This window comes from Pyxidicoccus sp. M6, assembly GCF_055568925.1.
Map to the genome: position 1 here is coordinate 8795818 of NZ_CM145714.1, position 26865 is coordinate 8822682.

A 26865-nucleotide genomic window follows, 5' to 3' on the forward strand; every position below is an offset into this window, starting at 1 on the left:
CCGAATCGCAGGCACCCGCGGCACAGGCACCGGCAACGCCGGCGCCCGACGCCGCAGGTCCGGCGGCACCGGCGGCGCAGCCAGCCGCGGCGGCTCCGGTAGCGGGGCGCACCATCAAGGGCCGTGTGGCGGACCGCTTGACGAACGAGGGCCTGCCCCTGGTGCGTGTCATCATCAAGGGCACCACCCAGGGCGTGGAGACGGAGCTGGACGGCACCTTCTCCCTGCCCAACGTGCCGCAGGGGCCGGTGACGCTGCTCTTCTCCAGCCAGGACTACGGCGAGCGCGAGGTGAAGGTCGGCGCCAACCAGCGCGAAGTCCTCAACGTCCTGCTCGACAACGTCTTCTCCGAGGAGATGGTCGTCGTGGGCCGAGCCTCCGAGGTGGCCCGTAAGAACCTGGCCAACTCGGTGGCCTCCGTGAATGCCGAGGAGCTCAACCGCTCTCCCTCGCAGACGGTGGACCAGGCCCTCCAGGGCAAGGTGGCCGGCGCCAACATCCAGAGCAACTCTGGCGCGCCGGGCGGCGGCATGCAGATGCGCCTGCGCGGCGTGTCCACCATCAACGGCTCCACGCAGCCGCTGTACGTCATCGACGGCGTGCTCGTCAGCGACGTGGCGATTGCGTCCGGTGTCTACACCGTGACGGACTCGGTGTCGGGCTCCAACCCGTCCCCCACGCAGGACAACCAGGTCAACCGCATCGCGGACATCAACCCCAACGACATCGAGAGCATCGAGGTCCTCAAGGGTGCGTCCGCGGCCGCCATCTACGGCTCCAAGGCGGCCAACGGCGTGGTCATCATCAACACCAAGCGCGGCCGCGAGGGTGCGCCGAAGATCGACATCACCCAGCGCCTCGGCTTCTACGCGCTGGCCAACAAGCTGGGCACCCGCCGCTTCGAGACGGTGGACGAGGTCATCGAGACCTTCGGCGAGGACGCGGCCCAGTACTACGTGCCCGGCCGCACCTATGACCAGGAGTCCCTGCTCGCGGGCCGCCGCAGCCTGTCCTCGGAGACGCTGGCCAGCATCAGCGGCGCGGCGGGCAGCACGAAGTACTTCGCCTCGGCGCTGGTGAAGAACGACGAAGGCATCATCGCCAACACCGGCTACGAGAAGGAGTCGTTCCGGCTCAACCTGGGTCAGAACATTGGCGAGGGCGTGGAGCTCAACGTCTCCACCAACCTGATCCACACGCTGGGACAGCGCGGCCTCACCAACAACGACAACCAGACCATCACGTATTACATGACGATGCCGTCGTCGCCGGAGTTCCTGAACCTCCAGGCCGATGGCAACGGCGTGTACCCGAAGAACCCCTTCCTGGGGAACGGGGCCAACCCGCTGCAGACGGCCGCGCTCGTGAAGAACGACGAGGACGTGTGGCGCTTCATCGGCGCGGGTGATGCCACCGTCCACCTGTGGAAGTCGGAGGAGAACCACCTGCGCTTCCTCGCCAACGCCGGCGTGGACCGCTTCCAGCAGGAGAACACCCTCGTCTTCCCGCCCGAGCTCAACTTCGAGCCGGTGGATGACACCTTCCCGGGCACGTCGCTGTTCGGCACCAGCCAGGTGCGCAACCTGAACGGCGGCCTCAACCTGGTGCACACGTACCGGCCCGCCTCGAAGGCCCTCGTCTCCACCACCTCCGGTGGTGCCCAGTTCGAGGAGCGCAGCGTCAACTCGGTGTACGTGGTCAGCGAGAACCTGAACGCCGGCCAGTCCAACGTGGACTCGGGCACGGTGGTGGGCGTGCGGCAGGACCGCCAGCTCATCCGCGACCGTGGCTACTACGTGCAGGAGGAGATGCTCATGCTCGACGAGCGCCTCACCCTGGTGGGCGCCGTCCGCGGTGAGCAGAGCAGCGCCAACGGCAACGAGAACAAGCTGTACTTCTATCCGAAGCTGTCCACCGCGTACCGGCTCCCCTCGTTCCACCCCGCGGTGAACGAGTTCAAGCTGCGCGCGGCCTACGGAGAGACGGGCAACCTGCCCCGCTACGGCATGAAGTTCAACAGCCTGCCCACCATCAACAACGTCCAGGGCACCCCGGGCCTCATCGGCTCCGGCATCGCCGGCGACCCGAACATCAAGCCCGAGCGGCAGCGTGAAATCGAGGCCGGTGTCGACGCGCTCTTCTTCGGCGGCGACCTGGTGGCGGAGCTGACGCTGTACCAGCGCACCATCAGCGACCTCATCCTGCAGCGCAACCTGCCTCCCTCCACGGGCTTCACCACGCAGATCTTCAACGGCGGCTCGCTGCGCAACCGCGGCGTGGAGGCCATGCTGCAGGTGACGCCGGTGCGCGGCGCCTTCGAGTGGACGAGCTCCGCCACCTTCGCGCTCAACCGCAGCAAGGTGACGGACCTGCCCGTGCCCGCCTTCCTCACCGGCGGCTTCGGCACCGGCCTGGGCGCCTTCCGCATCGAGCAGGGCTCCTCGGCGACGCAGATTGTCGGCAACGTGCGCGACGCGGACGGCAACCTGCAGGTGAAGAAGATTGGCGACACCGAGCCGGACTTCATCGTCGGCTTCGCCAACACCCTGAAGTACTCGGACTTCACCCTGTCGTTCATGTTCCACTGGCAGCAGGGCAGCGACATCATCAACCTGACCCGCTTCCTGTATGACGCCTCGGGCACGTCCGAGGACTTCGAGACGGGCGGCCGCCAGCGCCTGACGGACCGCCGCAACAACGCGGGCGTCTACGTGGAGGACGCCACCTTCGTGAAGCTGCGCGAGGTGACGCTCACCTACAACATCCCGAAGCAGTGGGTGTCGGCGATTCCGAAGGTGCAGTCGGCCCGGCTCAGCCTGAGCGGCCGCAACCTGCTCACCTTCACGAGCTACTCGGGTCTGGACCCGGAGGTGAGCAACTTCGGCAACCAGGCCATCGCTCGCAACATCGACGTCGCCCCGTTCCCCCCCAGCCGCAGCTTCTGGACGTCCCTCGACGTCGGGTTCTAAGGCCATGAAGACCATGTATTCGACGAAGAAGGCAGTGGTGATGCTGGCCGCGGTACTGGGCCTGGGCGGGTGCGGTGGCCTCGACGTCACCGACCTGGACAACGTCAGCCTGGACGACTTCCGCAACAACCCGACTCCGTCGCGCGTCAACAGCGCGGCGACGGGTCTGCTCATCGGGAACCGGATTGGCCTGGCGGCGCAGAACGGCTACGTCGCGGAGCTGGGCGTCATCGGCCGTGAGGCGTTGGTCTTCGACCCCGCGGAGCCTCGCACCGTCGAGGAGCTGCTGGGCCCCGACCTGGACCCGGGCGGTCCGGCCTTCGGCGGCAACTTCTGGACGAGCCCGTACGCCAACATCCGCAACGCCAGCACGCTGCTGGCGGCGGTGGACAAGGTGGCGGGCCCGACGGACGCCGAGAAGGAGGCCATCCGCGGCTTCACGAAGACCCTGATGGCGCTGGACTTCCTGGTGATCATCAACACCCACGACACCAACGGCGCGCCCATCGCCGTGGACCTGCCGCTGGGTGAGCTGGCCCCCATCGAGAGCAAGGAGCGGGTGTTCCAGCACATCTCCACGCTGCTCGACGAGGGCGCTGACCACCTGAAGGCCGCGGGCGAGGCGGACTTCCCGTTCGCGCTCACCACCGGCTTCAACATGAACGCCGGTGAGACGCAGGACGACTTCAACACGCCCGCGACGTTCCTGAAGTTCAACCGCGCGCTCAAGGCTCGCGTGGCCGTGTATCAGGGCAACTACCAGGACGCGCTGACGGCCATCAGCCAGTCGTTCATCGACACCAGCATCCCCGCGGATGACGGTGCGAAGGGCGCGGCCCTGGCTTCGCTCAACCGCGGCGTGTTCCAGACGTTCCGCGCGGCCTCGGGCGACCTGGACAACAACCTGCTCAGCCAGACCATCTACGCGCACCCGTCCATCGTCACGGACGCGGAGAACCAGGCGAACGGGCAGGTTGACGACCGCGTGTCGCGCAAGACGCGCAAGCTGGCCGAGCCCGTGAAGGCCGCGGACGGCAAGCTGTCCACGGACCTGAAGTTCACGCTGTACCCGAGCGCGGACTCGCCGGTGCCCCTCATCCGCAACGAGGAGCTCATCCTCCTGCGCGCGGAGGCCAACCTCGGCCTGGGCCAGATTGGTCCGGCGGCGGATGACATCAACTACATCCGCACCCGCTCCGGCCGCCTGCCGGCGAAGGCGGACATCACCGCGGAGAACGCCCTGGACGAGCTGCTGAAGCAGAAGCGGTACTCGCTCCTGTTCGAGGGCGGCCACCGCTGGATTGACCTGCGCCGCTACAACAAGCTGGACACGCTCCCCCGCGAGCTGGACCCCAGCTTCGCGCCGCACGAGCGCTTCCCCATCCCCACGCTGGAGACGGACGGCCGCAAGTAGGCCGCCCGGCTACTGAGTGGTGAGCTCCAGGCGCACGTTCTCCATGTGCGCCTGGAGCGCGCGGAAGGTGAGGCTCCTGTCATCCCCCAGGAGCAGCGCGGCCACACCTTCCCGCTGCCAGCGCTCCGCCTCGTCAGGCAGGCGGGGCGTGGCGCAGTAGGACACCCCGTTGCTGCGGCAGGCCTGCGCCACCTTGCGGATGGCCGCCTGCACCTCCGGGTGGTCCAGCTTCCCCGGCACGCCGTACGACTGCGACAGGGCCACGGCTCCCTCCAACACCAGGTCGACGCCCTCGACGGTGACGATGGAGTCCGCCGCCTCCACGCCCGCGCGGTCGTCGATGCTCAGCACCACCAGGGTTTGACGGTTGGCGCGCGTCGCGTACTCCGGCAGCGGCAGCCGGCCGTAGCCGGTGGGCCGTCCGTCGCTCAGGCTCCGGTCTCCCTTCGGGTGGAAGCGCGAGGCGCGCACCACGGCCTCCGCCTCTGCCCGGCTGCGCACGCGCGGCACCACGACGCCCAGCGCGCCCGCGTCCAGCGCGCGGGTGATGGCGTCCGGCGCGGACGAGGGCACGCGCACCAGCGGAGTGATGTTGGCGCACTCGGCGGCCCGGATGAGGTGCTCCAGCAGCTCCGGCCCGACGGGGGTGTGCTCCTGGTCGAGGATGATGAAGTCGTAGCCCGCGTACCCCACCAGCTCCACCAGCGCCGGCAGTGGCAGCGTGCTCACCAGTCCCAGCGCGAGCGCGCCCCCGTGGATGGACTTCCTGAGTCGGTTCTCCGTCAGCATCGCTCCCCTTGCCCGAGGCTCCAGCGGATGAACACCAGCAGGGGCCCGGATGCGCCGCAGGCCCCTCGTGTCCCAGCAGAACACGAGGGGCTCGCGTGAGCGCAATACGCCGGATGATGTCCCGCGCTCGGGGACGTCCTCGGGATTACAGAGGCGGGGCCGCGAGTACCCGGGTCAGCGCTTCTTCAGCCCGGCGCGCTCCGCCACCAGCATGCCGATGGCGGACCAGTCGAGGTCGCCATGACCCTGTGCGACGCCGCCGAGGTACGTATCTTTCAAGAGGCTGGCCAGGGGCATGGGCACCTCGGCGCCTCGGCCCGCGTCCAGCACGAGCCCCACGTCCTTGAGGCCCAGCTTCATGGTGAAGCCCGGGGGCGAGTACTTCTCCTCGGCGATGAGCTGCGCGTAGCGCTCGAAGATGGGGGCGCGCGCGAAGACGGACTGGAACACCTCGAAGAATTGCTTCGGCTCGATGCCGGACTTGCGCGTGAGGGCGAAGGCCTCGCTGAGCGCCTCCATCATGGACGCGATGAGGAAGTTGCCGGACAGCTTCACCACGTTGGCGGCGGAGGGCTTCTCACCCAGCACGGTGAGGCCGCGGCCCAGGGCCTCCAGCAGCGGCCGGACGCGCTCCACGTCCGCCTTCGGCCCGGAGGTGATGACCCAGAGCTGCTTTGCGTCCGCGGCCTCGGGACGGCCGAACACCGGCGCGGAGACGTAGCCCTGCCCGGCGCTCGCGTGGGCCTCCGTCAGCTTCTCGGAGAGGGCCACGGAGATGGTGCTGGAGGAGACGTGCACGGCGCCCTTCCCCAGCCCCGCGTGCACACCGTCCTTCCCGAGGACGGCGTCCTCCACGGCGCGGTCATCCGCGAGCATGCTGAAGACGACGTCCGCGCCGCGCGCGGCCTCCGCGGGGGTGTTGGCCACGCGCGCGCCCTTCTCGCGCAGCTGGCCGGCCTTGGCCTGCGTGCGGTTCCACACCGTCAGCTCGTGCCCCGCGGCGAGCAGGTTCTTCGCCATGGGCAGGCCCATGTTCCCCAGTCCGACGAATCCGACCTTCATGCGAGTGTCCTCCCGAGGCGCGCTGGGATAATCGGCGCGCGCGGCGGACGCATGATGAAAGCGCGCGAGCGTCCACGAGCGGACCGTGGCGGGCGCCTACTCCGGCCGCTCCTCGGACACGTCCAGACTCTCGAAGACCCGGCCCAGGGCCACCACGCCCAGGGCCACCTCCCCCACCAGCACGCCCGCCGCGCCGAGCGCCGCCAGCGGTGCGGTCCAGTTCTCCAACACCGGGTACAGCGGCAGGCCCATGAGCAGCGCCACCATCGCCGCCGGAATCAGTCCCGCGAGCATCACCACGAGCGTGCCCAGCATCGTGAGCAACCGCTGGCCCATGGCCTCCAGGCCGCGCACCCGGTTGCCCGCGTCCGCCGGCACCCACGCGGGGAACAGCACCACCGCCGCGTTCTGTACGAAGAGCCCCGCCAGCGACAGCGAGGGCAGCAGCACCGCGAGCGCCAGCCCGCCCGGCCACCACCACTCGCCCAGTTGGGACTCCTCCGTGCCGGGCCCCATCAGCAGCGCCACCGTCAGCAGCGTGAGCTGGAGGCCGGCCACCGACAGCGCGGACGCCGCCAGCTCCGCGCCCACCACCTGTCGCCCCGTCAGTGGCAACGCTCGCAGCAGGTCCAGCTTCGGCAAGTCCATCCGCAGGTCCATGCGGAAGGCGCTCGGGCCCACCACCGTCAGCATCACCGCCAGCGTCAACGCCAGCGGGCCCACCACGCGCCGCGTGTCCGTGAAGAGGCGCGCGTCCCCCATCAGCGCGGCGATGGCCCCGCCGAACACGACGAAGAGGGCGAACACGGCGAGGCCTCCCGCCATGCGCTTGCGGGCGATGAGGTTCTTCCAGATGAGCGCCACCTCCGGCCGCCCTCGCGCCGCCAGCCGGAAGGGCGGCTTGCGCAGCGTGTACGTCCCGGCCCGCTGCCCCGACGCGCGCAGCGCCCGCTCTCGCGCGCGGGACTCGGCGCGCACCACCGCCGTCTCCTCGAAGGGCACCTCCACCAGCACCACCCACGCGTAGTGCGCCGCCGCCAGGGCCAGCACCGGCGGCAGTGCGCGCAAGAAGCCGCTCACGCTGCCCGCGAGTGACGGCTCCACCAGGACGCGGCCCGGCCACAGCACCGCGCCCAGGCCCGGCGACTCCATCACCGCTTGCAGCCAGGCGCGCAGCTCGCGCGACGAGGACACCTCCTCGGGGAAGGGGTGCGCGCGGAGGGCGGAGAGCACCGCCGCCGACACCGCCACGAGCACCAGCGCCACACCGCCCCAGCGCAGCATATGGCCCCAGACACCTCGGGCCGCCAGGCGCGTGCGAGTGAAGGCCGCCGCCGTCGTGTGCAGATACAGCGTGCCCAGTGCGAGGCTCGCGCCCAGGAAGAAGAGCACCGGCGTGGCGCTCACCACCCGGCCGATGAACAGCGTGGCGAACAGCGCGCCCGCCGTCGCGCCCATGAGGCCACGCACCAGTTTGTAGTGCAGCAGCGCGCGCCGCGTGACGGGCGCGGGGAAGAGCTGCACCACCTCCGTCTCGGTGAAGGTGAGCGAGGGTTGGTCCCTGCCCAGCACCCACGCGGCGAACACCGTCCCCAGCACCGAGCCCACCAGAGACAGCTCCGCGAACACCCTCGGGCCTCCGCCCAGGCCGCCCAGCCCCCGCGAGCCCACCGTGCGGGTAATTGCCGAGTACAGGTACACGAGCGCTACGATCACGCCGACCAGGTAGCGCGGGTGCCGCAGTCGCGAGAGCTGCCGCCACACGCGGTTGCGCAGCGATGCGACCCAGAGGAAAAGCACCGCCCGAGGGAAGCTCATGCGGACGACGCTCCGCGCCTCGTCACCGCACGGTGGGGACGACTGGAGAGGTCCTCCATCGAAGTGCGTCCCGCGCGAGGGACGCTCACGGTGACGGCATCCCGGGCTCCGCCGCCGCGCTGGTGATGCGGATGAAGAGCTCCTCCAGCGACACGCCCTCCGACTCCGCACCGGTGAGCCGCGCACGAATCTCCGGCAACGTACCCAGCGCCACCGCGCGGCCTCCCGCAATCACCAGCAGCCGGTGGCACAGCTCCTCCACCAGCGGCAGCAGGTGCGAGGACAACACCAGCGCCGCGCCCTCCTCCGCCCGTCGCCGCAGCGAGGCCTTCATCCGCCGGATGCCAATGGGGTCCAGCCCCGTGAGCGGCTCGTCCAGGAGGATGAGCCTCGGTGAGTGCAGGAAGCCGCAGGCAATGGACAGCTTCTGCTTCATGCCGCGAGACAGCTCACCCGGCAGCGCCTTCTCCTTGCCGGACAGCTCCATCTCCTCCAGCAGCGCACGGCCCCTCGCCTCCCAGTCCTCCACGCCATAGAGGCGCGCGGTGAAGTTCAGGTGCTCCCACACCGTGAGGTAGTCGAAGAAGCGCGGCTCATCCGGAAGGAAGGCCAGCGCGCGCTTCGCCTCCACCGTCCGCTGCTTCAAGTCATTGCCCGCCACCGCGATGCGCCCCGCGCTGGGCGGAAGGATTCCCGCGAGACACCGCAGCGTGGACGTCTTCCCCGCGCCGTTGGGCCCGACGAGGCCCAGAATCTCCCCCGGCGCCACCGCGAAGGAGAGCCCTCGCACGGCCTTCACGTCACCGTAGACCTTCTCCAGCCCGTCGACTTCCAGGACAGCATCCATGCGTGGGGCGGCCCTCAGTCCAGCTTCAGCACGTCCCGAACGGTATCCATCACCACCTTCGCCTGCACGGGTTTCACGAGGTACGCGCTGGCGCCCAGCCTCATGGCGCGATCGCGGTCCGCCGCCGCGCTCTCCGTGGTGATGACGACGATGGGCACGTGCCGGTGGTCCGTTGCCTGACGGATGTGGCTGATGAGCTTGAGCCCGTCCATCAACGGCATGTTGATGTCCGTCAGCACCACGTCGAACCGGCCCTGCGTCAGCTTCTTCAGCCCGTCGGCCCCGTCCTGGGCCTCGGTGCAGACCATGCCGCTGATGCGCTGCAGGGCGTACATGATGCTGCGCCGCATCGCCTGCGAGTCATCCACCACCAGCGCTCGGATCTGCTGCGTCATAGCCTTCAAAGACTACCACCCGGGCCGTTCGGCCACTGAAGGGAAGCACCGGCCCCGCGGGGAGCCCTGTCCTCCGGACGCACCTTCCACGCGGTTCCGGACTTCCGGGTGACACTCCGGGCGTCAGGACTTCCGCCACTCCGTTGAAAAAGCAGCGACAGCCGCTACCGCTTGCGCCGGGCCAGGGTCGCCAGCGCGGGGCCCATCTCCCCCAGCCGCAACACCCGCTTCACCGCGCCGGTGGCAATGGCCTCGCCCGGCATGCCGAACACCACCGCCGTCTCCTCGGACTCGGCCCAGACCTCGCCGCCCACGCGGGCCACCTCGCGCGCGCCCTCCGCGCCGTCCGCGCCCATGCCCGTCAGCACCACCGCCAAAGCGCGCGGCCCCAGCACCTGTGCCACGCTGCAGAAGAGCCGGTCCACGCTGGGCGCGTACTTGTCCAGCGGCGTGGGCGGCGGCGTGTGCAACTCCAGCTTCGTGCCCCGCTCTGCCACCACCATGTGCCGTCCACCCGGAGCGATGTACACATGCCCCGGCTGCACCACGTCCCCGTCGCACGCCTCCGTCACCGTGAACGGGCCGATACGGTCCAGACGCTCGGCGAAGGCGCGTGTGAATTGCGAGGGCATGTGCTGGCTCACCAGCACGCAAGGCGTCGGCTCCGCGGCCAGGCCCTCCAACAACCGCTGCACCGCCGGAGGGCCACCCGTGGACGCGCCCACCGCCACCACCAGTGGCAATTCGCCCGCCACCGCCATGGCCCGTGCCCCCGGCGCCGCGTGACGTTGTCCGGGCCGCACGTGCCGGGCCGCGCGCACCTTGTCCAGCAGCTCGTTGCGCAGCTCGTCCAGCGCCTCGCGCGTGCCTCGCGGCGGCTTGGCGATGAAGTCGAACGCGCCCAACTCCAGCGCCTTGAACACGTCCGACTTGTGCGAGTAGCTGGAGATGACGATGACGGGCGTGGGCACCGTGCGCATCAGCAGCCGGAGGAAGGTGTAGCCCCCCAGCTTCGGCATCTCCAAGTCGAGCGTCACCACGTCCGGCTTCAGCTCGAGGACCTTCTTCAGGCCCTCCTCGCCGTCGGCCGCGCGCTCCACCACGCGCACGTCGGGCGCGGACTCCAGCAGCGTGGTGAGCGTGTGGCGGTTGTGCGCCGAGTCGTCGATGACGAGCACGTTGATGGCGTCCTGCGCGCTCATCGTCCCTCCCCGCCCGTCAGGCCCGGCAGCTCCGGCCGGCGATACACGAGGTCCCCTCGCAGGTGGACCAGCTCGAAGTCGGCGCCCAGGTTCAAGAGGTTCTCCGAGTGCCCCAGGAGGAGGTAGCCCCCGGGCACCAGCCTGTCGCGGACGATGCGCAGCACCCGGCGGCGCGCTGCGAGGTCGAAGTAGATCATCACGTTGCGGCAGAACACCACGTCCATGCGCGGCACCAGCTGGCTGCCCGTCTCGTCCAGCAGGTTGTGGTGACCGAAGGACACCCAGGACCGCACCTCGTCGCGCACGCGTACGCGGTTGTTGCCCGCCGGCTGGAAGTGGCGCTCCAGCAGGTCCGCCGACGTGGCGCGCAGCGCGGACGCCCCGTACTCCGCGCGCCGTGCCATCGCGAGCACGCGCCGGGAGATGTCCGTGCCGTACACCTCCACGTCCCAGTCGTCGAAGCGGCGGCTGTCCTTGAGGAGCATGGCCAGCGTGTAGGCCTCCTCTCCGGACGAGCACCCCGCCGACCACAGCCGCAGCCGCTTCGTGCGGCCGTTGCGCTTCTCCAGCAGCGGTAGCAATTCCTCGCAGAAGGCCTTGAGCTGCGAGGGCTCGCGGAAGAAGTACGTCTCGTGCGTGGTGAGCGACTCGACGGCCGCCTCCAGCTCCGCGTGTCTCTGCGCGTCGTAGCGCAGGTAGCGGTGGTAGGCGCCGAAGTCCGGCAGGCCGAGCGCCTCCAGCCGGGTCCACAGCCGGCGCTCCATGACGAACTTCATGTCCTCGTGCACGAGGATGCCGCAGTGCGAGTACACGTGGTCCCGGAGGAGGCGGAACTCCTCCGGCGTCATCTCCGGACGGCTGTCGTCGAAGCGGGCCACGCGGTCTCTCCTCAGCGCCGGGACAGGCGCTCCACCGCGTCGGAGAGGGTCTGCCGCGCCAGGGCGTCCGGTTCCGCCTCCAACGCCCGGCGCGCCGCGTCCAGTCGCTCCGGCCCGCCCGAATCTCCCAACACCCGTGCCGCCGCCGCGCGCACGTCCCAGCGCGGGTGCCCCAAGAGCGCCACCGCCAGCTCGACGCCCTCCGCGCTCAGGGCTCCTGCGGACAGCGCCGCCTTCACCACCTCCGCGTCGGGGTGCGCCGCCGCCTCCATCAGCACGCCAGGGCTCGCCATGCCCAGCCGCGCCAGCGCGCGCACCGCCGCGACGGCCAGCGCTCCATCCGGGTGGCGCACCAGGGCCTCCACGTCCGCGGCCCGGTCCGCCGCGCCGCACTCGCCCACCGCCTCCACCGCGGCCAGGCGCACGGACGGGTCTTCATCGTGCAGCGCGGGCCGCAGCAGCGCTCCCGCCTCAGGTCCACCCAGCCGGCCCATGGCGCGCACTCCGGCGGCGCGCACCTGCACCGCCTCGTCCGCCAGCGCGGCGCGCGCCAGCTCGCGGCCCACCGCGCCGTCCACCTCGCCCGCGGCCTCCACCGCCGCCGCGCGCCAGGTGGGCTCCGCGTCCCGAGCCAGTTGCCGCAACGCGGGCAGCGCGGGTGCACCGCCCACCCGGGCCAGCGCCGCCACCGCCGCCGACGTCGCCCGGCGCGAGACAGCCTGCTCCAGCGCGTCCAGCACCGCCGCCCGGTTGCTGTCCGCCAGCACGCCCAGGGCCCGCGTCGCCGCGCCCGCGAGGGACGGGTCCACCAGCAGGTCCACCAGCGGCGGCACCGCCTCCGGCGAGCGCGTGCGCCCCAGCGCCCGCACCACCACCGCGCGCAGGTCGTCCTCCGCCCACTCCAGCAGCGCGCACAGCGCCGTCACCGAGTCGGGGGCCACCAGGTCGGCCAGCGCCTCGGCCGCCGCTGCACGGGCCGGCGAGGACAGGTCCGCCATGTGCACGAGCAGCGCGCGCCCACCCTCCGGCCCCAGGCGGACCAGCGTATTCAGCACCTCGCGCAGCAGCCGATCCTCCCGCGCGGCCTCCGCCACCGGCAGCGCCAAAGACGCCTCGCCCAGCGCCGCCGCGGACACCAGCGCGCCCGCGCGCACCGTCACGTCCTCGGCCTCCAGCGCCTGAGTCAGCCGCTGCGCCGCGTCCGGCAACCGGCGCAGCGCCGCGCGCACCACCGACTCGATTTCGCCGCGCAGCACCGGCTCCACCAGCGCCACCTGCGTGCCCAGCGCGCCCAGCGCCGCCTCGCGCACCGAGCGCACCGGCGACGCCAGCCCCTGGCAGATGCGCTCCGTGGCCACCACCTCCGGCACCAGCCCCAGCACGCGGAAGGCGCTGCGCTGCAGGCGCGGGTCCTCCAGCATCACCAGCACCACGGACAGGGGGGGCGGCCGGCGCAGCAGCGCGAGCCCCTCCAACGCGGACAGCCGCAACAGCGGCTCCGCATCCTTCAGCAGGCCCTCCAGCGCGCGCGCCGAGTGCTCACCGCCCACGCGCCCCAGCGCCTCCGACACGGCCACCCGCACGTTGAGGTCCGGGTCCTCCAGCGCCTGCACCAGCGGCAGTTCCGCGGCGCGCTGCCCGAGCTGCCCGAGGATGTCCGCCGCGAACTTGCGCTGGTCCGGGTCCGGGTGTCCCAGCAGCGACACCAGCGGCCCCAGTGCCGCGCCGCCCAGGCCGGCCAGCGCCTCCGCCGCCGCGTTGCGTGCGCCCGTCTCGCCTCGCTCGCCCAGCACGCGGATGAGGCGCTCGGCCACCTCGCGCGAGGACGGCAGCCGCTTGAGGGCGTCCGCCGCCACGTGGCGCACGCGCCAGCTCGCGTCATGGAGGCCGGTGACGAGCACCTCCAGCGCTCCCGCCGCCCGAGGGTCCAGCTCCTGGAGCGCGCGGTAGCGGGCTTCCTCCGCGGGGAACTCGGGCAGCGGGTTCATTCGAAGACCTGGTCTGAGCCCGCCTGCGAGTAGAACCAGATGGTGTAGATGCCCAGGGCCGTCCCCAGCGGGATGTTGGCGATGCCGAGGATGCCCATCACCAGCGCCAGCACGCGGGACCAGGGCCGGCGCTTCAAGAGGCCGATGCCGGTGATGAGCCCCGGCAGCCCCAACAGGAAGAGGCAGCCGGTGGAGCCCAGGAGGACGGCCGTCATCATCGCCTTCTCATCGGCGCTCGAGTGCCGCATCCCCTCCAGCTGGCCCACCAGGACGGCCGAGAAGAAGCCGAACGCCACCGCAATCAGGAGCGTCAGCACGCTCAGCGCGATGAAGATGATGCCGAGGATGCGCCGATGCCCTTCGAGCGACTCCAAGTCCGCGCGCGCCATGTCCTGCATGCTCATTCGGGTCTCCGGGTCGACTCGCGCTCCAGCTCGGCGCGAAGCAATGCCTTCAAATCCAACAACAGCCGGAGCCGGTCCGGCGGCCCGCACACGCCCACCACGAAGGGCGAGCGCCCCGCCACCACCAACGCGGGCGCGGGCTTGATGTCTCCCCTGCGCACCCGCAACACCTCCGCCACCCGGTCCACGCGCACCGCCACCCGCCGCGTCCCCAGCTTGCACACCAGCAGCCGAGTCTTCGGCGTCTCCGATGTCGCCTGCCCCAACAGCCGGCGGCGCAGGTCCACCACCGGGAGGATGATTCCTCTCAAGTGCAGCACGCCGTCCACGAAAGAGGGCGCATGCGGAATGGGAGTGATTCGCTGGGGCGGGAGGATTTCCTCCACGCGCATGATGTCCAGCACGTACTCCTCGTTGCCCACGAAGAAGGCGCAGAGCTGCACGAGCGTGTCCGCCGCGTCGGCGGGAGCGTCCAGCACCGCGCGCGGCCGGCGCGCCAGGAGGTTGACCGGGTCCTTCATGAGGCGAGCGCCTGTTCCGGGTCGAGGAGGATGTAGAGCGTGGGCCCTCGCCGGCCAATGCCCACCACGCAGTCCCTTTCGCCCGTGCGCAGCCCCGGAGGCGCCGGTTCCAGCATGGAGGGCTTCAGCCGCACCACGCCGGTGACGCCGTCCACCCATACCCCGGCCGGCCCGGACTCCGTGCGCAGCACGAGGATGCGCGCGTCGCGAGGAGGCGGAGGGGCCTCGGGGCCCGCGACGACGGGGGCCTTCTCCGTCAGGCGCAGCCGCACCTTGATGTCGTAGGCGGGCAGCAGTTCGCCGCGCAGGTTCATGACGCCGAGCAACTGCGGCTCCGCGCGCGGAATCTCCGTCAACGGAGGCACCTTGGAGATTTCGCGCACGGCGCGGATGGGCACCGCGTAGCACTCACCCTCCAGGTGGAACGCGAGGTACTCCTCCGGCACCTCCTCCGGTGCGGAGGCCTGCGCTCCGTCGCTTCCCGCGGCGAAGTCCTGCAGTCCGGCGACGTCCTCGTCCGGGCGGTAGAAGAAGTCGTCGAGTAGCTCTGCGAACCTGGACACAGCCGCGAAGGATAGCAGCCGGCCGCCGCGCACGTCAGGCCCGGCGGCGCTCCATGGCCAGGCCCTCTTCCAGCAGCGCCGCCACGTCCAGCACCAGCACGGTGCGTCGATTGCCCAGGTCCGTGGCGCCGGAGATACCCCGGACGGACTGCAGCCGCCCGCCCAGGGGCTTGGTGACGATGTCCTGCTGGCCGTGAAGCTCGTCCACGGCGATTCCCAGCCGCTCCTGCGCCAGCCCCACCACCACCACGAAGTAGCGGCTCACCGGCCGCTCCGGCAGGGCGAACATCCGCGCCAGCCGCATGAAGGGCAGCGTCTGGCCACGCAGGTCCAGCACCTCGCGCCGCTCCACCGTGCGGATGTCCTTCGGCTGTACGGAGAGGATTTCGAGCACGCTGTTGAGCGGCACCGCGTAGGTGCGGCCGCTGACACCCACCACCAGCGCGCGGATGATGGCCAGCGTGACGGGCAGCGTCAGGTGGAAGGCGGTGCCCTTCCCGCGCTCGCTCCACACGTCGATGATGCCGGACAGGTTGCCCAGGTTGTTCTTCACCACGTCCAGGCCCACGCCGCGGCCGGACAGCTCGGACACGCTGCGCGCGGTGGAGAAGCCGGGCAGGAAGATGAGGTTGAGCAGCTCGCGGCGGCTCATCTCCTGCGCCTGCGAGAAGGTGATGAGGCCCCGGGTGAGGGCCACCTCGCGCACGCGCAGCTCGTCGATTCCGGCGCCGTCGTCAGACACCTCGATGACGACGTGGTTGCCCTTCTGCTCGGCGCGCAGCGCCACCACCGCGCGCCGGGGCTTGCCAGCGGCCAGGCGCGTCTCGGGAGACTCCACGCCGTGGTCGATGGCGTTGCGGATGAGGTGCATCAGCGGGTCGCTCAGCTCCTCGACGATGAGCTTGTCGAGCTCCACCTCGCCGCCGCCGATGACGAACTCGATTTCCTTCCCCGCCTCGCGGGTGATGCGGCGCACCAGCCGGGCCAGCTTGTCGAACACCTGGCCCACGGGGACCATGCGCGCCTCGAGCAGCCCCTCCTGCAGGGCCTCCAGCTTGCGCTCGAGGCCGCGCGTCTCGCGCGCCAGTTCCTGGCCGAAGAGCTTCGACAGCGCCACCGCGCCGTCCTGTCGCGCGGACTCCGCGAGGCGCTGGAGGTTGGCCTTGATGAGCAGCAGCTCGCCCACCATGTTGATGAGGCCGTCCAGCTTGCTGATGTCCACGCGCACCGTCTGCGTCAGCGAGCGCAGTGACGTGCCGTCGCCCTCCGGGCGCGCGGAGGAGGCCGTGCCCGCGCTGGACGTCTCCGTCACCACCGCGCGCTGCGCTGTGCTGGCCGCTCGCAGGTACGCCACCGAGGCCCCGGGGGCGCCTGGGGATGTCTGGAGCGCGGAGGGCGTCACCGGCACCAGAGCATTGCCTGTCCCCTGCGAATGTCCGGACGCCGCTGACGGCACCCGCGCGTCGCCCTCGGCCGAGGAGTCAGCGCCGCCGGTCCGCGACGGCTCCGCGACCCACGCGTCGCCAGGGCCCGCACCGTCAGCCCCCTCCACCTCGGATGCTGGCAGCAGGGGCTGCTGGGCCGCGGCTCCGGTGGACGCAGTGCCCGCCTTGGCGCCCTTCTTCTTCCCACCTCGCTTCGCCGGAGCAGCGGGCGCATCCACTCGGGACAGCGTCGCGCGTGACGACGGAGGCGGCTCCACGGCGCGAGCCAGGGCCTGCGCGGCGGCCTGCGTGGCCCCGGCCGCCGGGCGCACCGCCAGCGGGGACAGCTCCGCGGGCGTGCCCTTCAGCCCGGCCTCCAGCTCCTCGCCGGACGCCTGCGCGCCGAAGATGAGGTCGAAGGCGATGCCGTGCGTCCCGCCGGGGCGCGCGGAGGGCAGCGTGCTGATGACCTCGCCCAGCGGCTTGAGGCGCGCGTTGAGCTCCGCCAGCCCCTTGTCGAAGTCGGACAAATCAAAGGCGGCCCGCACGCGCCACAGCGACACGCCGCGCCGCACATTCTCGCGGAGCCGGTGCTCCTCGTACTCGGTGAAGACGGAGCGCACCTGCGGGTCCAGCTCCAGCCGGTCCAGCGGGTCCTCGTCCACCGACACGGGCGGCGAGCCCAGCCCCGCCAGCCGCTCCGTCATCGCCTCCACGCGCCGGGAGAGGGGCTCCGTCTCCGCGCCCCGTGCCGCCTCGGCCAGGAGCGCCTGGAACGCGTCCAGCGCCTCGATCAGCGCGTCCAGCGCCGTGTCGTCCAGCCGCAGCCGGCCCAGGCGCAGCCGGTCGAGCAGCTCCTCCGTCCCGTGCGCCAGCCGGGAGATGCGCTCCTGGCCGAACAGCCCGGACAGCCCCTTGAGCGAGTGCGCCGCGCGGAAGATGCCGTTGACCAGCTCCGGGTCCGCCTCCTGCCCGCGCCGCTCGTCGAGGACGAGCAGGTCCTTCCCCAGCGCATCGAGGATTTCGGTCGCCTCGGCCACGAACTCGGCCAGGGCCTTGGAGCCGGGATTCACGGCAGCTTGAGGTACCGCCGCAGGAGCTCTTCGAGGCTCCCGGGCAGGAAGGGTTTGACCAGGTACTCCGTCGCCCCCAGCGCCATGCCGCGGTCGCGGTCCTGCTCGCGCCCCTCGGTGGTGATGATGAAGAGGGGCACGTCCTTGTAGTTGGGGTTCTTCTTGACGAAGTTGATGAGCTCCAGCCCGTTGATGTCGGGCATGTTGATGTCGGTGATGATGAGCTCGAACCGGTGGCGGGGCAGCAGCTTCAGCGCCTCGAAGCCACTCGAGGTGACAATCGCCTCGATGCCCTCCACGGCCTCCACCATCGCGGCGATGTACTCGCGCGACGCCTTGGAGTCCTCGACAATCAAGACCTTGACACGCATGTGCGCTCGCCCCGGACGGCCCATGCTAACAGAACGCCCGGACGGCCGCTGCGCGTCACCCCTTGCGTCCTGGTAGGAGCCGGACGAGCCCCTTGTCCACCAGGAGCGCCACCCGTCCACCCTTGAACGCCGGGAGGAAGCCCTTCTGGTAGGCGTCCGCCCTCGCGGCGTCCTCCGCCCGGCCCCCGAAGGGCACCTCCAGGGCCACCGAGTCCACCTTCGCCCGGCTCAGCACCTTCCCCGCGTTGGCCAGGGCCTCGCTCAGCGCCCCCGCGTCCAGCTTCTGCCGGGAGCCCAGCCCCACCACGAAGATGCGCGGCACGGACAGCTTCCCGTCCGACGGCAACAGGAGCCAGTCATCCTTGGCCCCGGTGAAGAAGCCATTCTTCAACACCCGGGACAGGGTGCCGCACAGGCGCCAGTCCACGTAGCCGGCGGAGGTCGGCAGGGGCCGGTCATCCTCGGCCACGAAGAGGCACAGGGCGTCCACCCCGCCGAGCGAATCCAGCCCCTCCAACCCGATGTCGTGCGTCGTCGTCTGGCTCACGCGGACGTCCCTCGCTTGCGACTCCAGGGCCTCAGGGCTTGTTCAGCGCCACGGCCACGCGGTCCAGCAGGCCGTTGACGAAGGCACTGGACTCCTCCGTGCCGAAGTTCTTCCCCAGCTCCACCGCCTCGTTGATGGTGACTTTACGAGGGATGTCCGGGCGGTACTTCAGCTCGAAGATGCCCAGGCGCAGCACGTTGCGGTCGATGCGGGACATGCGGTCCAGGCGCCAGTTGTGGCTGTGCCGTTCAATCAACTGGTCGATTTCCTCGCGGTGGCCCTGCACGCCCTCCACCAGCTCGCGGGCGAACTTCACCGCGTCCGGGTCGCGCCTGGCCTCCTCGGAGGCGGTCCAGGCGGACTCCAGGGCCTCGGACACCGTCGCCGGGGCCATCTCCAGCTGGTAGAGCGCCTGCAGCGCCCGCTCGCGTCCCGTTCTCCGCGCGCCCATGGCTACGCCTTCCTTCCGTCCGTCGCCGCCATCTTCGCGTACATGTTGACCATCTCGATGCAGGCCATCGTGGCCTCGGCGCCCTTGTTGCCCGCCTTCACGCCCGCCCGGTCGATGGCCTGCTCCACGGTATCGCACGTCAGCACGCCAAAGGTGACGGCCGTGGCCGGAGTGCCCGCCGCCGCACTGAAGGCCACCTGACCGATACCCTTGGCGCACTCGCCCGCCACGTAGTCGAAGTGGGGGGTGCCGCCGCGGATGACGGCGCCGAGCGTAATCACACCGACGTACTGGCGGGACTCCGTCACGCGGCGCACGAGGCCGGGCAGCTCATAGGTGCCGGGGCAGCGGTACACGTCGATGTCCGCGTCCGCGACGCCATGGCGCACCAGCGTGTCCACGGCGCCCTTGGCCAGCTCCTCGGTGATGAAGCCGTTGAAGCGGGCCACGCAAATGGCGAAACGCCCCTTGGGCGGGAGGAAGTCACCTTCGAAATAGCGAGGCATGCGGCGCTTCCTACACCAGCCGCGTCCCGGCGTCGCGGCCTACGGCGTGCCGAAGCCCGCCGCCCGGACGGCCGCCGCCGTCAGCCCACCGCCCCCGGGTGCTCCCTGCCCCCGCTGGAGGGCGAAGAGCCGGGCCACGTACTTCCCAATCTGGTCCGCCTCCAGGTTCACCCGGGTGCCCACCGCCTTGCCCCGCAGGGTGGTGCGCTCCTGCGTCTCCGGAATGAGCTGCACGCTGAAGCGGTCCGCCTCCACCGAGTTCACGGTGAGGCTGATGCCGTCGATGGCCACCGAGCCCTTCTCGATGAAGTACGGGGCCAGTTCTTGGGGCAGGCGGAACACCATCACCCAGGAGCCGCCCTCGGGGAACGTCTCCAGGACCTCACTGACGGCGTCCACATGGCCGGAGACCAGGTGGCCGCCCAGCCGGTCGCCCAGCGCGAGGGCGCGCTCCAGATTCACGCGGTCGCCCGGCCGCACGGCGCCCAGGGTGGTGCGGCGGAGCGTCTCCGGCGCGGCCTGCACCTTGAAGGTGTCCCCGCTGCGCTCCACCACCGTGAGGCACGCGCCGTCGACGGCAATGGACTCGCCCAGGTCGAACTTCTCCGCGCCGAGCGAGGTGCGAATCCAGAGGTCCGTCATCCCGCCGGGGATGACGCGCTCCACCCTGCCAAGGTCCTGAATGAGCCCGGTGAACATGAGCGCCCTTATAACCGGCGCGCAGACGGGTTGCCCGCGGGCCTACAGCAGCGCCTGCAGCAGCATGTCGTTGCCGATGCGCTCGAAGGTGAGGTCGCTCACGGACACGGCCTGGGCCATCTCCTTCACGCCCAAATCTCCGGCCCACGACAGCCCCGGGCTGCCAATCAGCTTCGGCGCGAGGAACAGCGCCAGCGAGTCCGCCAGGTGCTCGCGCAGGAAGGAGCCGTACATCTCCGCCCCACCCTCCACCAGCACGTGGTTGAGCCCGCTCTTGGCGATGCGCTTCAGCAGGGCCTTCAGGTCCACCCGGCCCGCCTTCTGGCGCATCTGCCACACCTCCACGCCCTGGGCGAGGAAGCGCCGAGCCTTGCGGCCCTCCGGGTCCTCCAGCGTGGCAATCACCGTGCGCGCGGGGCTGCGCTGCGTGAAGACGGTGTAGCCCGGGGACAGGCGCAGGTGGCTGTCCACCACCACGCGCAGCGGGTCCTTGCCCCCGCCTCCTGGGAGCCGCGTCGTCAGCTTGGGGTCGTCCTTCCGGACCGTGTTGGCGCCCACGAGGATGACGTCCACCGCGTCGCGCAGCCGGTGCACCCACGCGCGCGCCGGCTCGCCCGTCACCCAGCGCGAGTCACCCGTCGCCGTGGCCAGCTTCCCGTCCAGCGTCACCGCCGCCTTCAGCGTCACCCAGGGCATGCCGGTGCGCATGACCTTGAAGAAGGGCCGGTTGAGCGTGTCCGCCTCGTCCGCGAGGACGCCCGTGAGCACCTGCACCCCGCCGCGCCGCAGCCGGGCCACGCCCCTGCCGCTCACCTGCGGGTTGGGGTCCGAGGACGCGCTGATGACCCGCCGGACCCCGGCCTCCAGAATCGCCAGGCTGCACGGCGGCGTGCGCCCGTAATGGTCGCACGGCTCCAGCGTCGTGTAGAGGTCCGCGCCCCTCGCCTTCGAGCCCGCCGCCTCCAGCGCGACGACTTCCGCGTGCGCCGTGCCCGCCTTCTTGTGGTAGCCGCGGGCGATGATGCGCCCGCCCTTCACCAGCACCGCGCCCACCACCGGATTCGGACTGGTGCGGCCCAGCCCCTTGGCCGCCTCCTCCAGGGCGATGCGCATGAAGAACTCGGCCACGGCGCGGTCGAAGTCCGCCGCCCGTTTCGCCCGGGGCGCCCTCGTTGCCTCCAACCGTGCCCGCGTCAGCAGCCGCATGTTCCCTCTTTAACCGTCCGTGCCCGGCGGCGCCTTCGCCTTGCGCTCCCGCTCCTCGGACTCGAGCAGCGGCTTCAGCTCGTCCATGAACTCCGCGATGTCGCGGAAGCTCCTGTAGACGGACGCGAAGCGTACGTACGCCACCTCGTCCAACTGCCGCAGGCGGCGCATGACCTCCTCGCCGATGACGGACGAGGGGACCTCCTTCTCGCCCATCCCCTGCAGCTGCCGCTCGATTGCCACCACCGTCTCCTCCAACTGGTCGGCGGAGACGGGCCGCTTCTCGCATGCCTTCTTCAGGCCGCTGACAATCTTCTCGCGGTCGAACACCTCGCGCCGCCCGTCCTTCTTCACGATGAGCGGGTAGAGCTCCTCCACCCGCTCGTACGTGGTGAAGCGGCGCTTGCACGCCAGGCACTCGCGGCGCCGGCGGATGACCGAGCCCTCATGCGACTCGCGCGAGTCGATGACCTTGTTCTCGGCATCCTGACAGAAGGGGCAGCGCATGGCGTGGCGGGACTTCTCCCGAAGAGCCTCCTACTTCAGCCGCGAGGCGTACAGGGGGAAGCCCTGGGACAGCTCCTTCACCTTGCCCTTGATGCGCGTGAGGGCCGCGTCGTCCTGCGCCGCGTCCAGCGCCTCGCCGATGAGCCGCCCCACCACCGCCATCTCCGCCTCGCGCATGCCGCGCGTCGTAATGGCCGGCGTGCCCACCCGGATGCCGGACGTGGTCATCGGCTTCTCCGGGTCGAACGGAATCATGTTCTTGTTCACGGTGATGCCGGCCTTGCCGAGCACCTCCTCGGCCACCTTGCCCGTGAGCTTCTTGGGCCGCAGGTCCACCAGCATCAGGTGGTTGTCCGTGCCGCCCGAGGTCAGCCGCAGGCCCGCGCCCTTCAGCGCCTCCGCAAGCGCCTTGGCGTTGGAGACAATCTGCTTCTGGTACGCCTTGAACTCCGGCGACAGCGCCTCCTTGAAGGCCACCGCCTTGCCCGCGATGACGTGCATCAGCGGGCCGCCCTGGATGCCGGGGAAGATCTGGCTGTTGATGGTCTTCGCGAACGGCTCCTTGCACAGCACCAGGCCACCGCGCGGGCCGCGCAGCGTCTTGTGCGTGGTGCTGGTGACAATCTCCGCGAAGGGCACCGGCGACGGGTGCACGCCCGCGGCCACGAGGCCGGCGATGTGCGCCATGTCCACCAGCATCGCCGCGCCCACGCTGTCCGCAATCTCGCGGAACTTCGCGAAGTCGAGCGTGCGCGGGTAGGCGCTCGCGCCCACGACGATGACCTTGGGCTTGTGCTCCTTGGCCAGCGACTCCACCTGCGCGAAGTCGATGGTCTCCGTGTCGCGCGTCAGGCCGTAGTGGACGACCTTGTAGAGCTTGCCGGAGAAGTTGAAGGCCGCGCCGTGCGTGAGGTGGCCGCCGGAGTTGAGGTCCAGCGACAGCATGGTGTCGCCCGGCTTCATCAGCGCCATGAAGGCGCCCATGTTGGCCTGGCTGCCGGAGTGCGCCTGCACGTTGGCCGAGTCCGCGCCGAACAGCTCCTTCACGCGCGAGAGGGCGAGGTTCTCCGCGACGTCCACCACCTCGCAGCCGCCGTAGTAGCGCTTGCCGGGGTAGCCCTCCGCGTACTTGTTGGTGAGCACCGAGCCCACCGCCTCCATCACCGCCGGAGAGACGAAGTTCTCCGAGGCGATGAGCTCCAGCCCCTCCTCCTGACGCTGCGTCTCCTCACGAAGGACGCGGGCAATCTCCGGGTCCACGTCGGACAGCGTGCGGGTGTTCTCCATGGCGGATTCCCTTCGGACAACGGGTACGGCGGGGCCGCTAGCCCTGGGACTCGGCCTCGCGAATCTTCTGGACGCGCCGCTCGTGGCGGCCGCCCTCGAATGGGGTGCTGAGGAACGCCTCGAGGATGGCGCGGCCCACGCCGGCCCCCACCACGCGCTGGCCCAGGCACAGCACGTTGGCGTCGTTGTGAGCCCGGGCCATGCGGGCCTCGAACTCGGTGGTGCACAGGGCCGCGCGCACGCCCCTGTGCTTGTTGGCGACGATGCTCATGCCGATGCCGGTGCCACACACCAGCACGCCATGCGTGTACTCCCCGGCCGCCACCGCGCGCGACACGCGCGAGGCGAAGTCCGGGTAGTCCACCGAGTCACGCGTGACGGGGCCCACGTCGTCGTGGGACACGCCACGCTCCTTCAGCGCGGCGACCAGCTCCTGGCGCAGCTCCAGGCCCGCGTGGTCGGAAGCGAGAATGACTTTCACGCGAGTCTCCTGGAGCCGGCCTCGAAGAGGCGCCGGACTAGAACCGCTTGAACAGCAGCACCGCGTTGGTGCCGCCGAAGCCGAACGAGTTGCTCATCACCGCGTTCACCCGGGCCTCGCGCGCCGTGTTGGGCACGTAGTCCAGGTCGCAGTCCGGGTCGGGCGTCTGCTGGTTGATGGTGGGCGGCAGCACGTTGCGCGACAGCACCAGCGCGCTCACCACGCCCTCCGCGCCACCCGCCGCGCCGAGCATGTGGCCCGTCATGGACTTGGTGGACGACACCGCGACCTTGCGCGCGTGGTCGCCGAACACCGCCTTGATGGCCTTCGTCTCGTTGGCGTCGTTGAACGGGGTGGAGGTGCCGTGGGCGTTGATGTAGCCCACCTCCTCCGGGTTCATCCCCGCGGAGTTGAGCGCCAGCCGCATGCAGCGCGCCGCGCCCTCGCCCTCCGGGGCCGGCTGCGTCACGTGGTACGCGTCCGAGTTGGCGCCGTAGCCCACCAGCTCGGCGAGAATCTTCGCGCCGCGCTTCTTCGCGTGCTCCAGTTCCTCGAGCACCAGCATGCCCGCGCCCTCGCCCATGACGAAGCCGTCACGGTCCTTGTCGAAGGGCCGGCTGGCACCCGCCGGGTCGTCGTTGCGCGTGGACAGCGCCTTCATCACCGAGAAGCCGCCCAGCCCCAGCGGCGTAATCGCCGCCTCGGCGCCACCGGCGATGGCCGCGTCCGTCTCACCCAGCTTGATGGACTTCCAGGCTTCGCCAATGGCGTGGGCGCTGGTGGCGCACGCGGACACCGGAGCCCAGTTGGGGCCCTTGCAGTTGTACCGCATGGAGATGAGACCGGGCGCCATGTTGACGATCATCTGGATGATGAAGAAGGGCGACAGCCGGTCGAACCCCTTCTCCAGGCCCTTGCGGTGCTGCTCCTCGAGGGAGGAGATGCCGCCGATGCCCGAGCCGACGATGACGCCGACCTTCTCCGGCGCGTAGCCGTTCGGCTGATCCGCGCCGATGGGGATGCCCGACTCCTTCACCGCCATGTCCGCCGCGGCCATGGCGTACTGGGCGTAGAGGTCCATCCGGCGCACTTCGCGCCTGTCGATGAACTGCTCCGGCTCGAAGTCCTTCACCTCGCCGGCGATGCGCGCGTCGATTTTCCCCGGGTCGAAGCGGGTAACCAGGCCAATACCCGACTTGCCGGCGAGCATCGCCTGCCAGTTCTTCTCGGTTCCAGTGCCCAGTGCCGAGATGAGCCCGGTACCGGTGACGACGACTCGACGGTGTGACACGGTCCTCTCCAATGGCGATCAGGGACACCGGGGACGCCACGCCTCACACGGGCGTCTCCCGCACCCCGGCACGCCCTGGTGTGCGGCCTACTTCTTGTGGGTATTGATGTAGTTGATGGCGTCGCCGACGGTCTTGATGTTCTCGGCCTCCTCGTCGGGAATCTCGACCTCGAACTCCTCCTCCATCGCCATCACCAACTCCACGATGTCGAGGCTGTCCGCGCCAAGGTCCTCGATGAAGGACGACTCGGGCTTGATCTCGTCCTCTCCCACCCCGAGCTGGTCGGCGATGATGTTCTTGACCTTGGTCTCAATGGTTGACGTCGACATATGTGTTGAATCCTCCAGGAACCAGATGGCGGCCCGGAGGCTTCCCGGGCCCAGACTCGAAAGCGGGCGCGGTATATCCCACGCCCGGCGGCAATCCAACCTTGGGTTACATGTACATGCCGCCGTTGACCTTCAGGACCTCACCCGTGATGTAGGACGCGGCGTCTCCTGCCAGGAACACGACGGCTCCGGCGACCTCCTCCGCGTTGCCCAGCCGGCCGAGGGGGATGCCGTCCGTCATCTTCTGGCGCAGCTCGTCGCTCAGGTAGGAGGTCATGTCCGTCCCGATGAAGCCGGGGGACACGGCGTTGACGCGGATGTTCCGGCTGGCCAGCTCCCGGGCCACGGACTTGGTCAGGCCGATGAGTCCTGCTTTGGACGCCGAGTAGGCCGCCTGCCCGCCGTTCCCCATCTCCCCCACCACGGAGGTGATGTTGATGATGGCCCCGCCGCGCTGCTTCATCATGGGCCGGCTGACGGCGCGGATGAGCGCGAAGGCGCCCTTGAGGTTGGTGTCGAGCTGCTTGTCCCAGTCCTCGTCCTTCGCGCGCATGACGAGGCCGTCCACGGCCACGCCCGCGTTGTTGACGAGCACGTCCAGCCGCCCGTGCGTCTTGACGAGGGTGTCGATGGCGCTGGCGCCCGCGGCGGTGTCCGCCACGTCGAACTTCACCGCCTCGGCCTTGGCGCCGGCCGCCTGGATGAGGCCCACCGTCTCGTTGGCCGCCGCCTCGTTGCCCGCGTAGCTGATGACCACGGTGGAGGCGCCCGCCTTGGCGAACGCCACCGCGCACGCCCGGCCGATGCCGCGCGAGCCCCCCGTCACCAGCACCACCTTGTCCTTGAAGCCGCTCATTCCGTTCACCCCAGCGCCGCGAGGACCTTCTCCAGGCTCGCGGCGTCCTCCACGTTGAACGTCTCGATGTCCTTGGTGATGCGCTTGACCAGGCCGCACAGCACCTTGCCCGGCCCCAGCTCCACCACGCGGGTGACGCCCTCGGCCTTCAGCGCCTCAATGCACTCAATCCAGCGCACCGGCGAGCTCACCTGCTCCAGGAGCAGCGGCACCACGCGCGAGGCGTCCGCGTTGGGCCGCGCCTCCACGTTCGTCACCACCGGCACCGAAGGGGCATGGACCTGTACCCTGCTCAACACTTCGGCCAGGCGCGGCTTCACCGGGTCCATCAGGCCGCAATGGAAGGGGGCGGACACGGGCAGCGGCATGACGCGCTTGGCGCCGGCCTCCTTGCACTTCGCCCCGGCGCGCTCCACCGCCTGCGCGTGGCCGGCGATGACGGTCTGCTCGGGCGAGTTGTAGTTGGCGGGGGCCACCACCTGCCCCTCGGCCGCGGCGTCGCAGGCGGCCTTCACCTTCTGCGGCTCCAGGCCCAGCACCGCGGCCATGGCGCCCACGCCCGCGGGCACGGCGTCCTGCATGAAGGTGCCGCGCGAGCGCACGGCCTTCGCCGCGTCACCGAGCCCCAGGGCGCCCGCGGCCACCAGCGCGGAGTACTCGCCCAGCGAGTGGCCCGCCACGAAGGCCGGCGCGGGGCCGCGCTTCGCGAAGACGGCGTGGGCCGCCACGGAGACGGTGAGGATGGCCGGCTGGGTGTTGGCCGTCAGCTTCAGCGCGTCCTCCGGCCCCTCGAAGCACAGGGTGGAGAGCTTCTCGCCCAGCGCCTCGTCCACGGCCTCGAAGACGGCCCGGGCCTCGGGGAACTTCTCGTAGAGGTCCTTGCCCATCCCCACGGCCTGGCTGCCCTGCCCGGGGAACACGAACGCGACCTTCGCCATGTGCGGTCTCCGCCTCCTGCTTCCTGAGTTCTTCGTTGCCCTACTACC

The 26865-nt window shown here is 70.5% G+C and carries 27 protein-coding genes; 2 read left to right on the forward strand and 25 right to left on the reverse strand.

The features are described 5' to 3' along the window. Positions 1-125: 125 nt before the first annotated feature. Both ACVTJA_RS34515 and ACVTJA_RS34520 read left to right on the forward strand, forming a co-directional pair. Entirely contained in the window at positions 126-2969 is a 2844-nt protein-coding gene (locus tag ACVTJA_RS34515) for a SusC/RagA family TonB-linked outer membrane protein (RefSeq protein ID WP_465825990.1), read from the forward strand. Positions 2970-2973: 4 nt separating this feature from the next. After that, entirely contained in the window at positions 2974-4383 is a 1410-nt protein-coding gene (locus ACVTJA_RS34520; protein WP_465825992.1) for a RagB/SusD family nutrient uptake outer membrane protein, read from the forward strand. A gap of 9 nt (positions 4384-4392) precedes the next feature. Here the strand turns inward: ACVTJA_RS34520 and ACVTJA_RS34525 are convergent, their stop codons facing one another. From ACVTJA_RS34525 to fabD, 25 genes are all read right to left on the reverse strand, one after another. Next, positions 4393-5172 carry an HpcH/HpaI aldolase family protein gene (locus ACVTJA_RS34525; RefSeq protein ID WP_465825994.1) on the reverse strand — a complete coding sequence of 260 codons (780 nt, stop codon included), beginning with the start codon at positions 5170-5172 and terminating at the stop codon, positions 4393-4395. Between the two features lie 174 nt (positions 5173-5346). Then, entirely contained in the window at positions 5347-6234 is an 888-nt protein-coding gene (locus ACVTJA_RS34530; protein WP_465825997.1) for an NAD(P)-dependent oxidoreductase, read from the reverse strand. Between the two features lie 96 nt (positions 6235-6330). After that, positions 6331-8052: a putative ABC exporter domain-containing protein gene (locus ACVTJA_RS34535; RefSeq protein ID WP_465825999.1), complete on the reverse strand. Its 1722-nt coding sequence runs from the start codon at positions 8050-8052 to the stop codon at positions 6331-6333. Positions 8053-8137: 85 nt separating this feature from the next. Next, a complete protein-coding gene (locus ACVTJA_RS34540; RefSeq protein WP_465826001.1) occupies positions 8138-8899 on the reverse strand; it encodes an ABC transporter ATP-binding protein in 762 nt (253 codons plus the stop codon). Positions 8900-8913: 14 nt separating this feature from the next. Next, the gene (locus ACVTJA_RS34545) at positions 8914-9294 is read right to left on the reverse strand and encodes a response regulator (protein WP_465826004.1); all 381 of its coding nucleotides are present in this window, start codon (positions 9292-9294) and stop codon (positions 8914-8916) included. 164 nt (positions 9295-9458) lie between these two features. Next, complete coding sequence (locus ACVTJA_RS34550; protein WP_465826007.1) at positions 9459-10496, reverse strand: protein-glutamate methylesterase/protein-glutamine glutaminase; 1038 nt, start codon at positions 10494-10496, stop codon at positions 9459-9461. Further along, a complete protein-coding gene (locus tag ACVTJA_RS34555; protein WP_465826010.1) occupies positions 10493-11374 on the reverse strand; it encodes a CheR family methyltransferase in 882 nt (293 codons plus the stop codon). The genes ACVTJA_RS34550 and ACVTJA_RS34555 overlap by 4 nt, the downstream gene beginning before the upstream one ends. Positions 11375-11385: 11 nt before the next feature. Continuing rightward, positions 11386-13362, reverse strand: coding sequence for a HEAT repeat domain-containing protein (locus ACVTJA_RS34560; RefSeq protein WP_465826012.1), 1977 nt, complete (start codon positions 13360-13362; stop codon positions 11386-11388). After that, positions 13359-13766: a hypothetical protein gene (locus tag ACVTJA_RS34565; protein ID WP_465826013.1), complete on the reverse strand. Its 408-nt coding sequence runs from the start codon at positions 13764-13766 to the stop codon at positions 13359-13361. The genes ACVTJA_RS34560 and ACVTJA_RS34565 overlap by 4 nt, the downstream gene beginning before the upstream one ends. After that, complete coding sequence (locus tag ACVTJA_RS34570) at positions 13763-14287, reverse strand: chemotaxis protein CheW (RefSeq protein WP_465826015.1); 525 nt, start codon at positions 14285-14287, stop codon at positions 13763-13765. The genes ACVTJA_RS34565 and ACVTJA_RS34570 overlap by 4 nt, the downstream gene beginning before the upstream one ends. Continuing rightward, complete coding sequence (locus tag ACVTJA_RS34575; RefSeq protein ID WP_465826018.1) at positions 14284-14850, reverse strand: chemotaxis protein CheW; 567 nt, start codon at positions 14848-14850, stop codon at positions 14284-14286. The genes ACVTJA_RS34570 and ACVTJA_RS34575 overlap by 4 nt, the downstream gene beginning before the upstream one ends. Before the next feature lie 34 nt (positions 14851-14884). Next, on the reverse strand, positions 14885-17347 hold the full coding sequence (locus tag ACVTJA_RS34580) for a chemotaxis protein CheA (RefSeq protein WP_465826021.1): 2463 nt from the start codon (positions 17345-17347) through the stop codon (positions 14885-14887). Then, positions 17344-17718, reverse strand: coding sequence for a response regulator (locus ACVTJA_RS34585; protein WP_465826024.1), 375 nt, complete (start codon positions 17716-17718; stop codon positions 17344-17346). Before ACVTJA_RS34585 ends, ACVTJA_RS34580 begins: the two co-directional genes overlap by 4 nt. A 55-nt stretch (positions 17719-17773) precedes the next feature. Beyond that, positions 17774-18265 (reverse strand): M17 family peptidase N-terminal domain-containing protein, encoded by a 492-nt coding sequence (locus ACVTJA_RS34590; protein WP_465826027.1) that lies wholly within the window; start codon positions 18263-18265, stop codon positions 17774-17776. Between the two features lie 31 nt (positions 18266-18296). Beyond that, positions 18297-18716 carry a transcription antitermination factor NusB gene (gene nusB, locus ACVTJA_RS34595; RefSeq protein ID WP_465826031.1) on the reverse strand — a complete coding sequence of 140 codons (420 nt, stop codon included), beginning with the start codon at positions 18714-18716 and terminating at the stop codon, positions 18297-18299. A gap of 2 nt (positions 18717-18718) precedes the next feature. After that, complete coding sequence (gene ribH, locus ACVTJA_RS34600) at positions 18719-19222, reverse strand: 6,7-dimethyl-8-ribityllumazine synthase (RefSeq protein ID WP_465826034.1); 504 nt, start codon at positions 19220-19222, stop codon at positions 18719-18721. 39 nt (positions 19223-19261) lie between these two features. Beyond that, a complete protein-coding gene (locus tag ACVTJA_RS34605) occupies positions 19262-19921 on the reverse strand; it encodes a riboflavin synthase (protein WP_465826037.1) in 660 nt (219 codons plus the stop codon). Positions 19922-19963: 42 nt separating this feature from the next. Further along, positions 19964-21127: a bifunctional diaminohydroxyphosphoribosylaminopyrimidine deaminase/5-amino-6-(5-phosphoribosylamino)uracil reductase RibD gene (gene ribD, locus ACVTJA_RS34610; RefSeq protein ID WP_465826039.1), complete on the reverse strand. Its 1164-nt coding sequence runs from the start codon at positions 21125-21127 to the stop codon at positions 19964-19966. A gap of 9 nt (positions 21128-21136) precedes the next feature. Further along, a complete protein-coding gene (nrdR, locus tag ACVTJA_RS34615) occupies positions 21137-21634 on the reverse strand; it encodes a transcriptional regulator NrdR (protein WP_465826041.1) in 498 nt (165 codons plus the stop codon). 30 nt (positions 21635-21664) lie between these two features. Then, positions 21665-22921, reverse strand: coding sequence for a serine hydroxymethyltransferase (locus tag ACVTJA_RS34620; RefSeq protein ID WP_465826043.1), 1257 nt, complete (start codon positions 22919-22921; stop codon positions 21665-21667). A 37-nt stretch (positions 22922-22958) separates the two neighbouring features. After that, positions 22959-23402 (reverse strand): ribose 5-phosphate isomerase B, encoded by a 444-nt coding sequence (gene rpiB / locus ACVTJA_RS34625; protein WP_465826045.1) that lies wholly within the window; start codon positions 23400-23402, stop codon positions 22959-22961. Positions 23403-23439: 37 nt separating this feature from the next. Then, positions 23440-24693, reverse strand: a complete 1254-nt coding sequence (gene fabF / locus ACVTJA_RS34630; RefSeq protein WP_465826047.1) for a beta-ketoacyl-ACP synthase II — start codon at positions 24691-24693, stop codon at positions 23440-23442. 87 nt (positions 24694-24780) lie between these two features. Further along, the gene (gene acpP / locus ACVTJA_RS34635) at positions 24781-25023 is read right to left on the reverse strand and encodes an acyl carrier protein (protein WP_206726481.1); all 243 of its coding nucleotides are present in this window, start codon (positions 25021-25023) and stop codon (positions 24781-24783) included. A gap of 106 nt (positions 25024-25129) precedes the next feature. Beyond that, complete coding sequence (gene fabG / locus ACVTJA_RS34640) at positions 25130-25879, reverse strand: 3-oxoacyl-[acyl-carrier-protein] reductase (RefSeq protein ID WP_465826049.1); 750 nt, start codon at positions 25877-25879, stop codon at positions 25130-25132. 5 nt (positions 25880-25884) lie between these two features. Further along, complete coding sequence (gene fabD, locus ACVTJA_RS34645; RefSeq protein WP_465826053.1) at positions 25885-26817, reverse strand: ACP S-malonyltransferase; 933 nt, start codon at positions 26815-26817, stop codon at positions 25885-25887. Between the last annotated feature and the right edge of the window lie 48 nt (positions 26818-26865).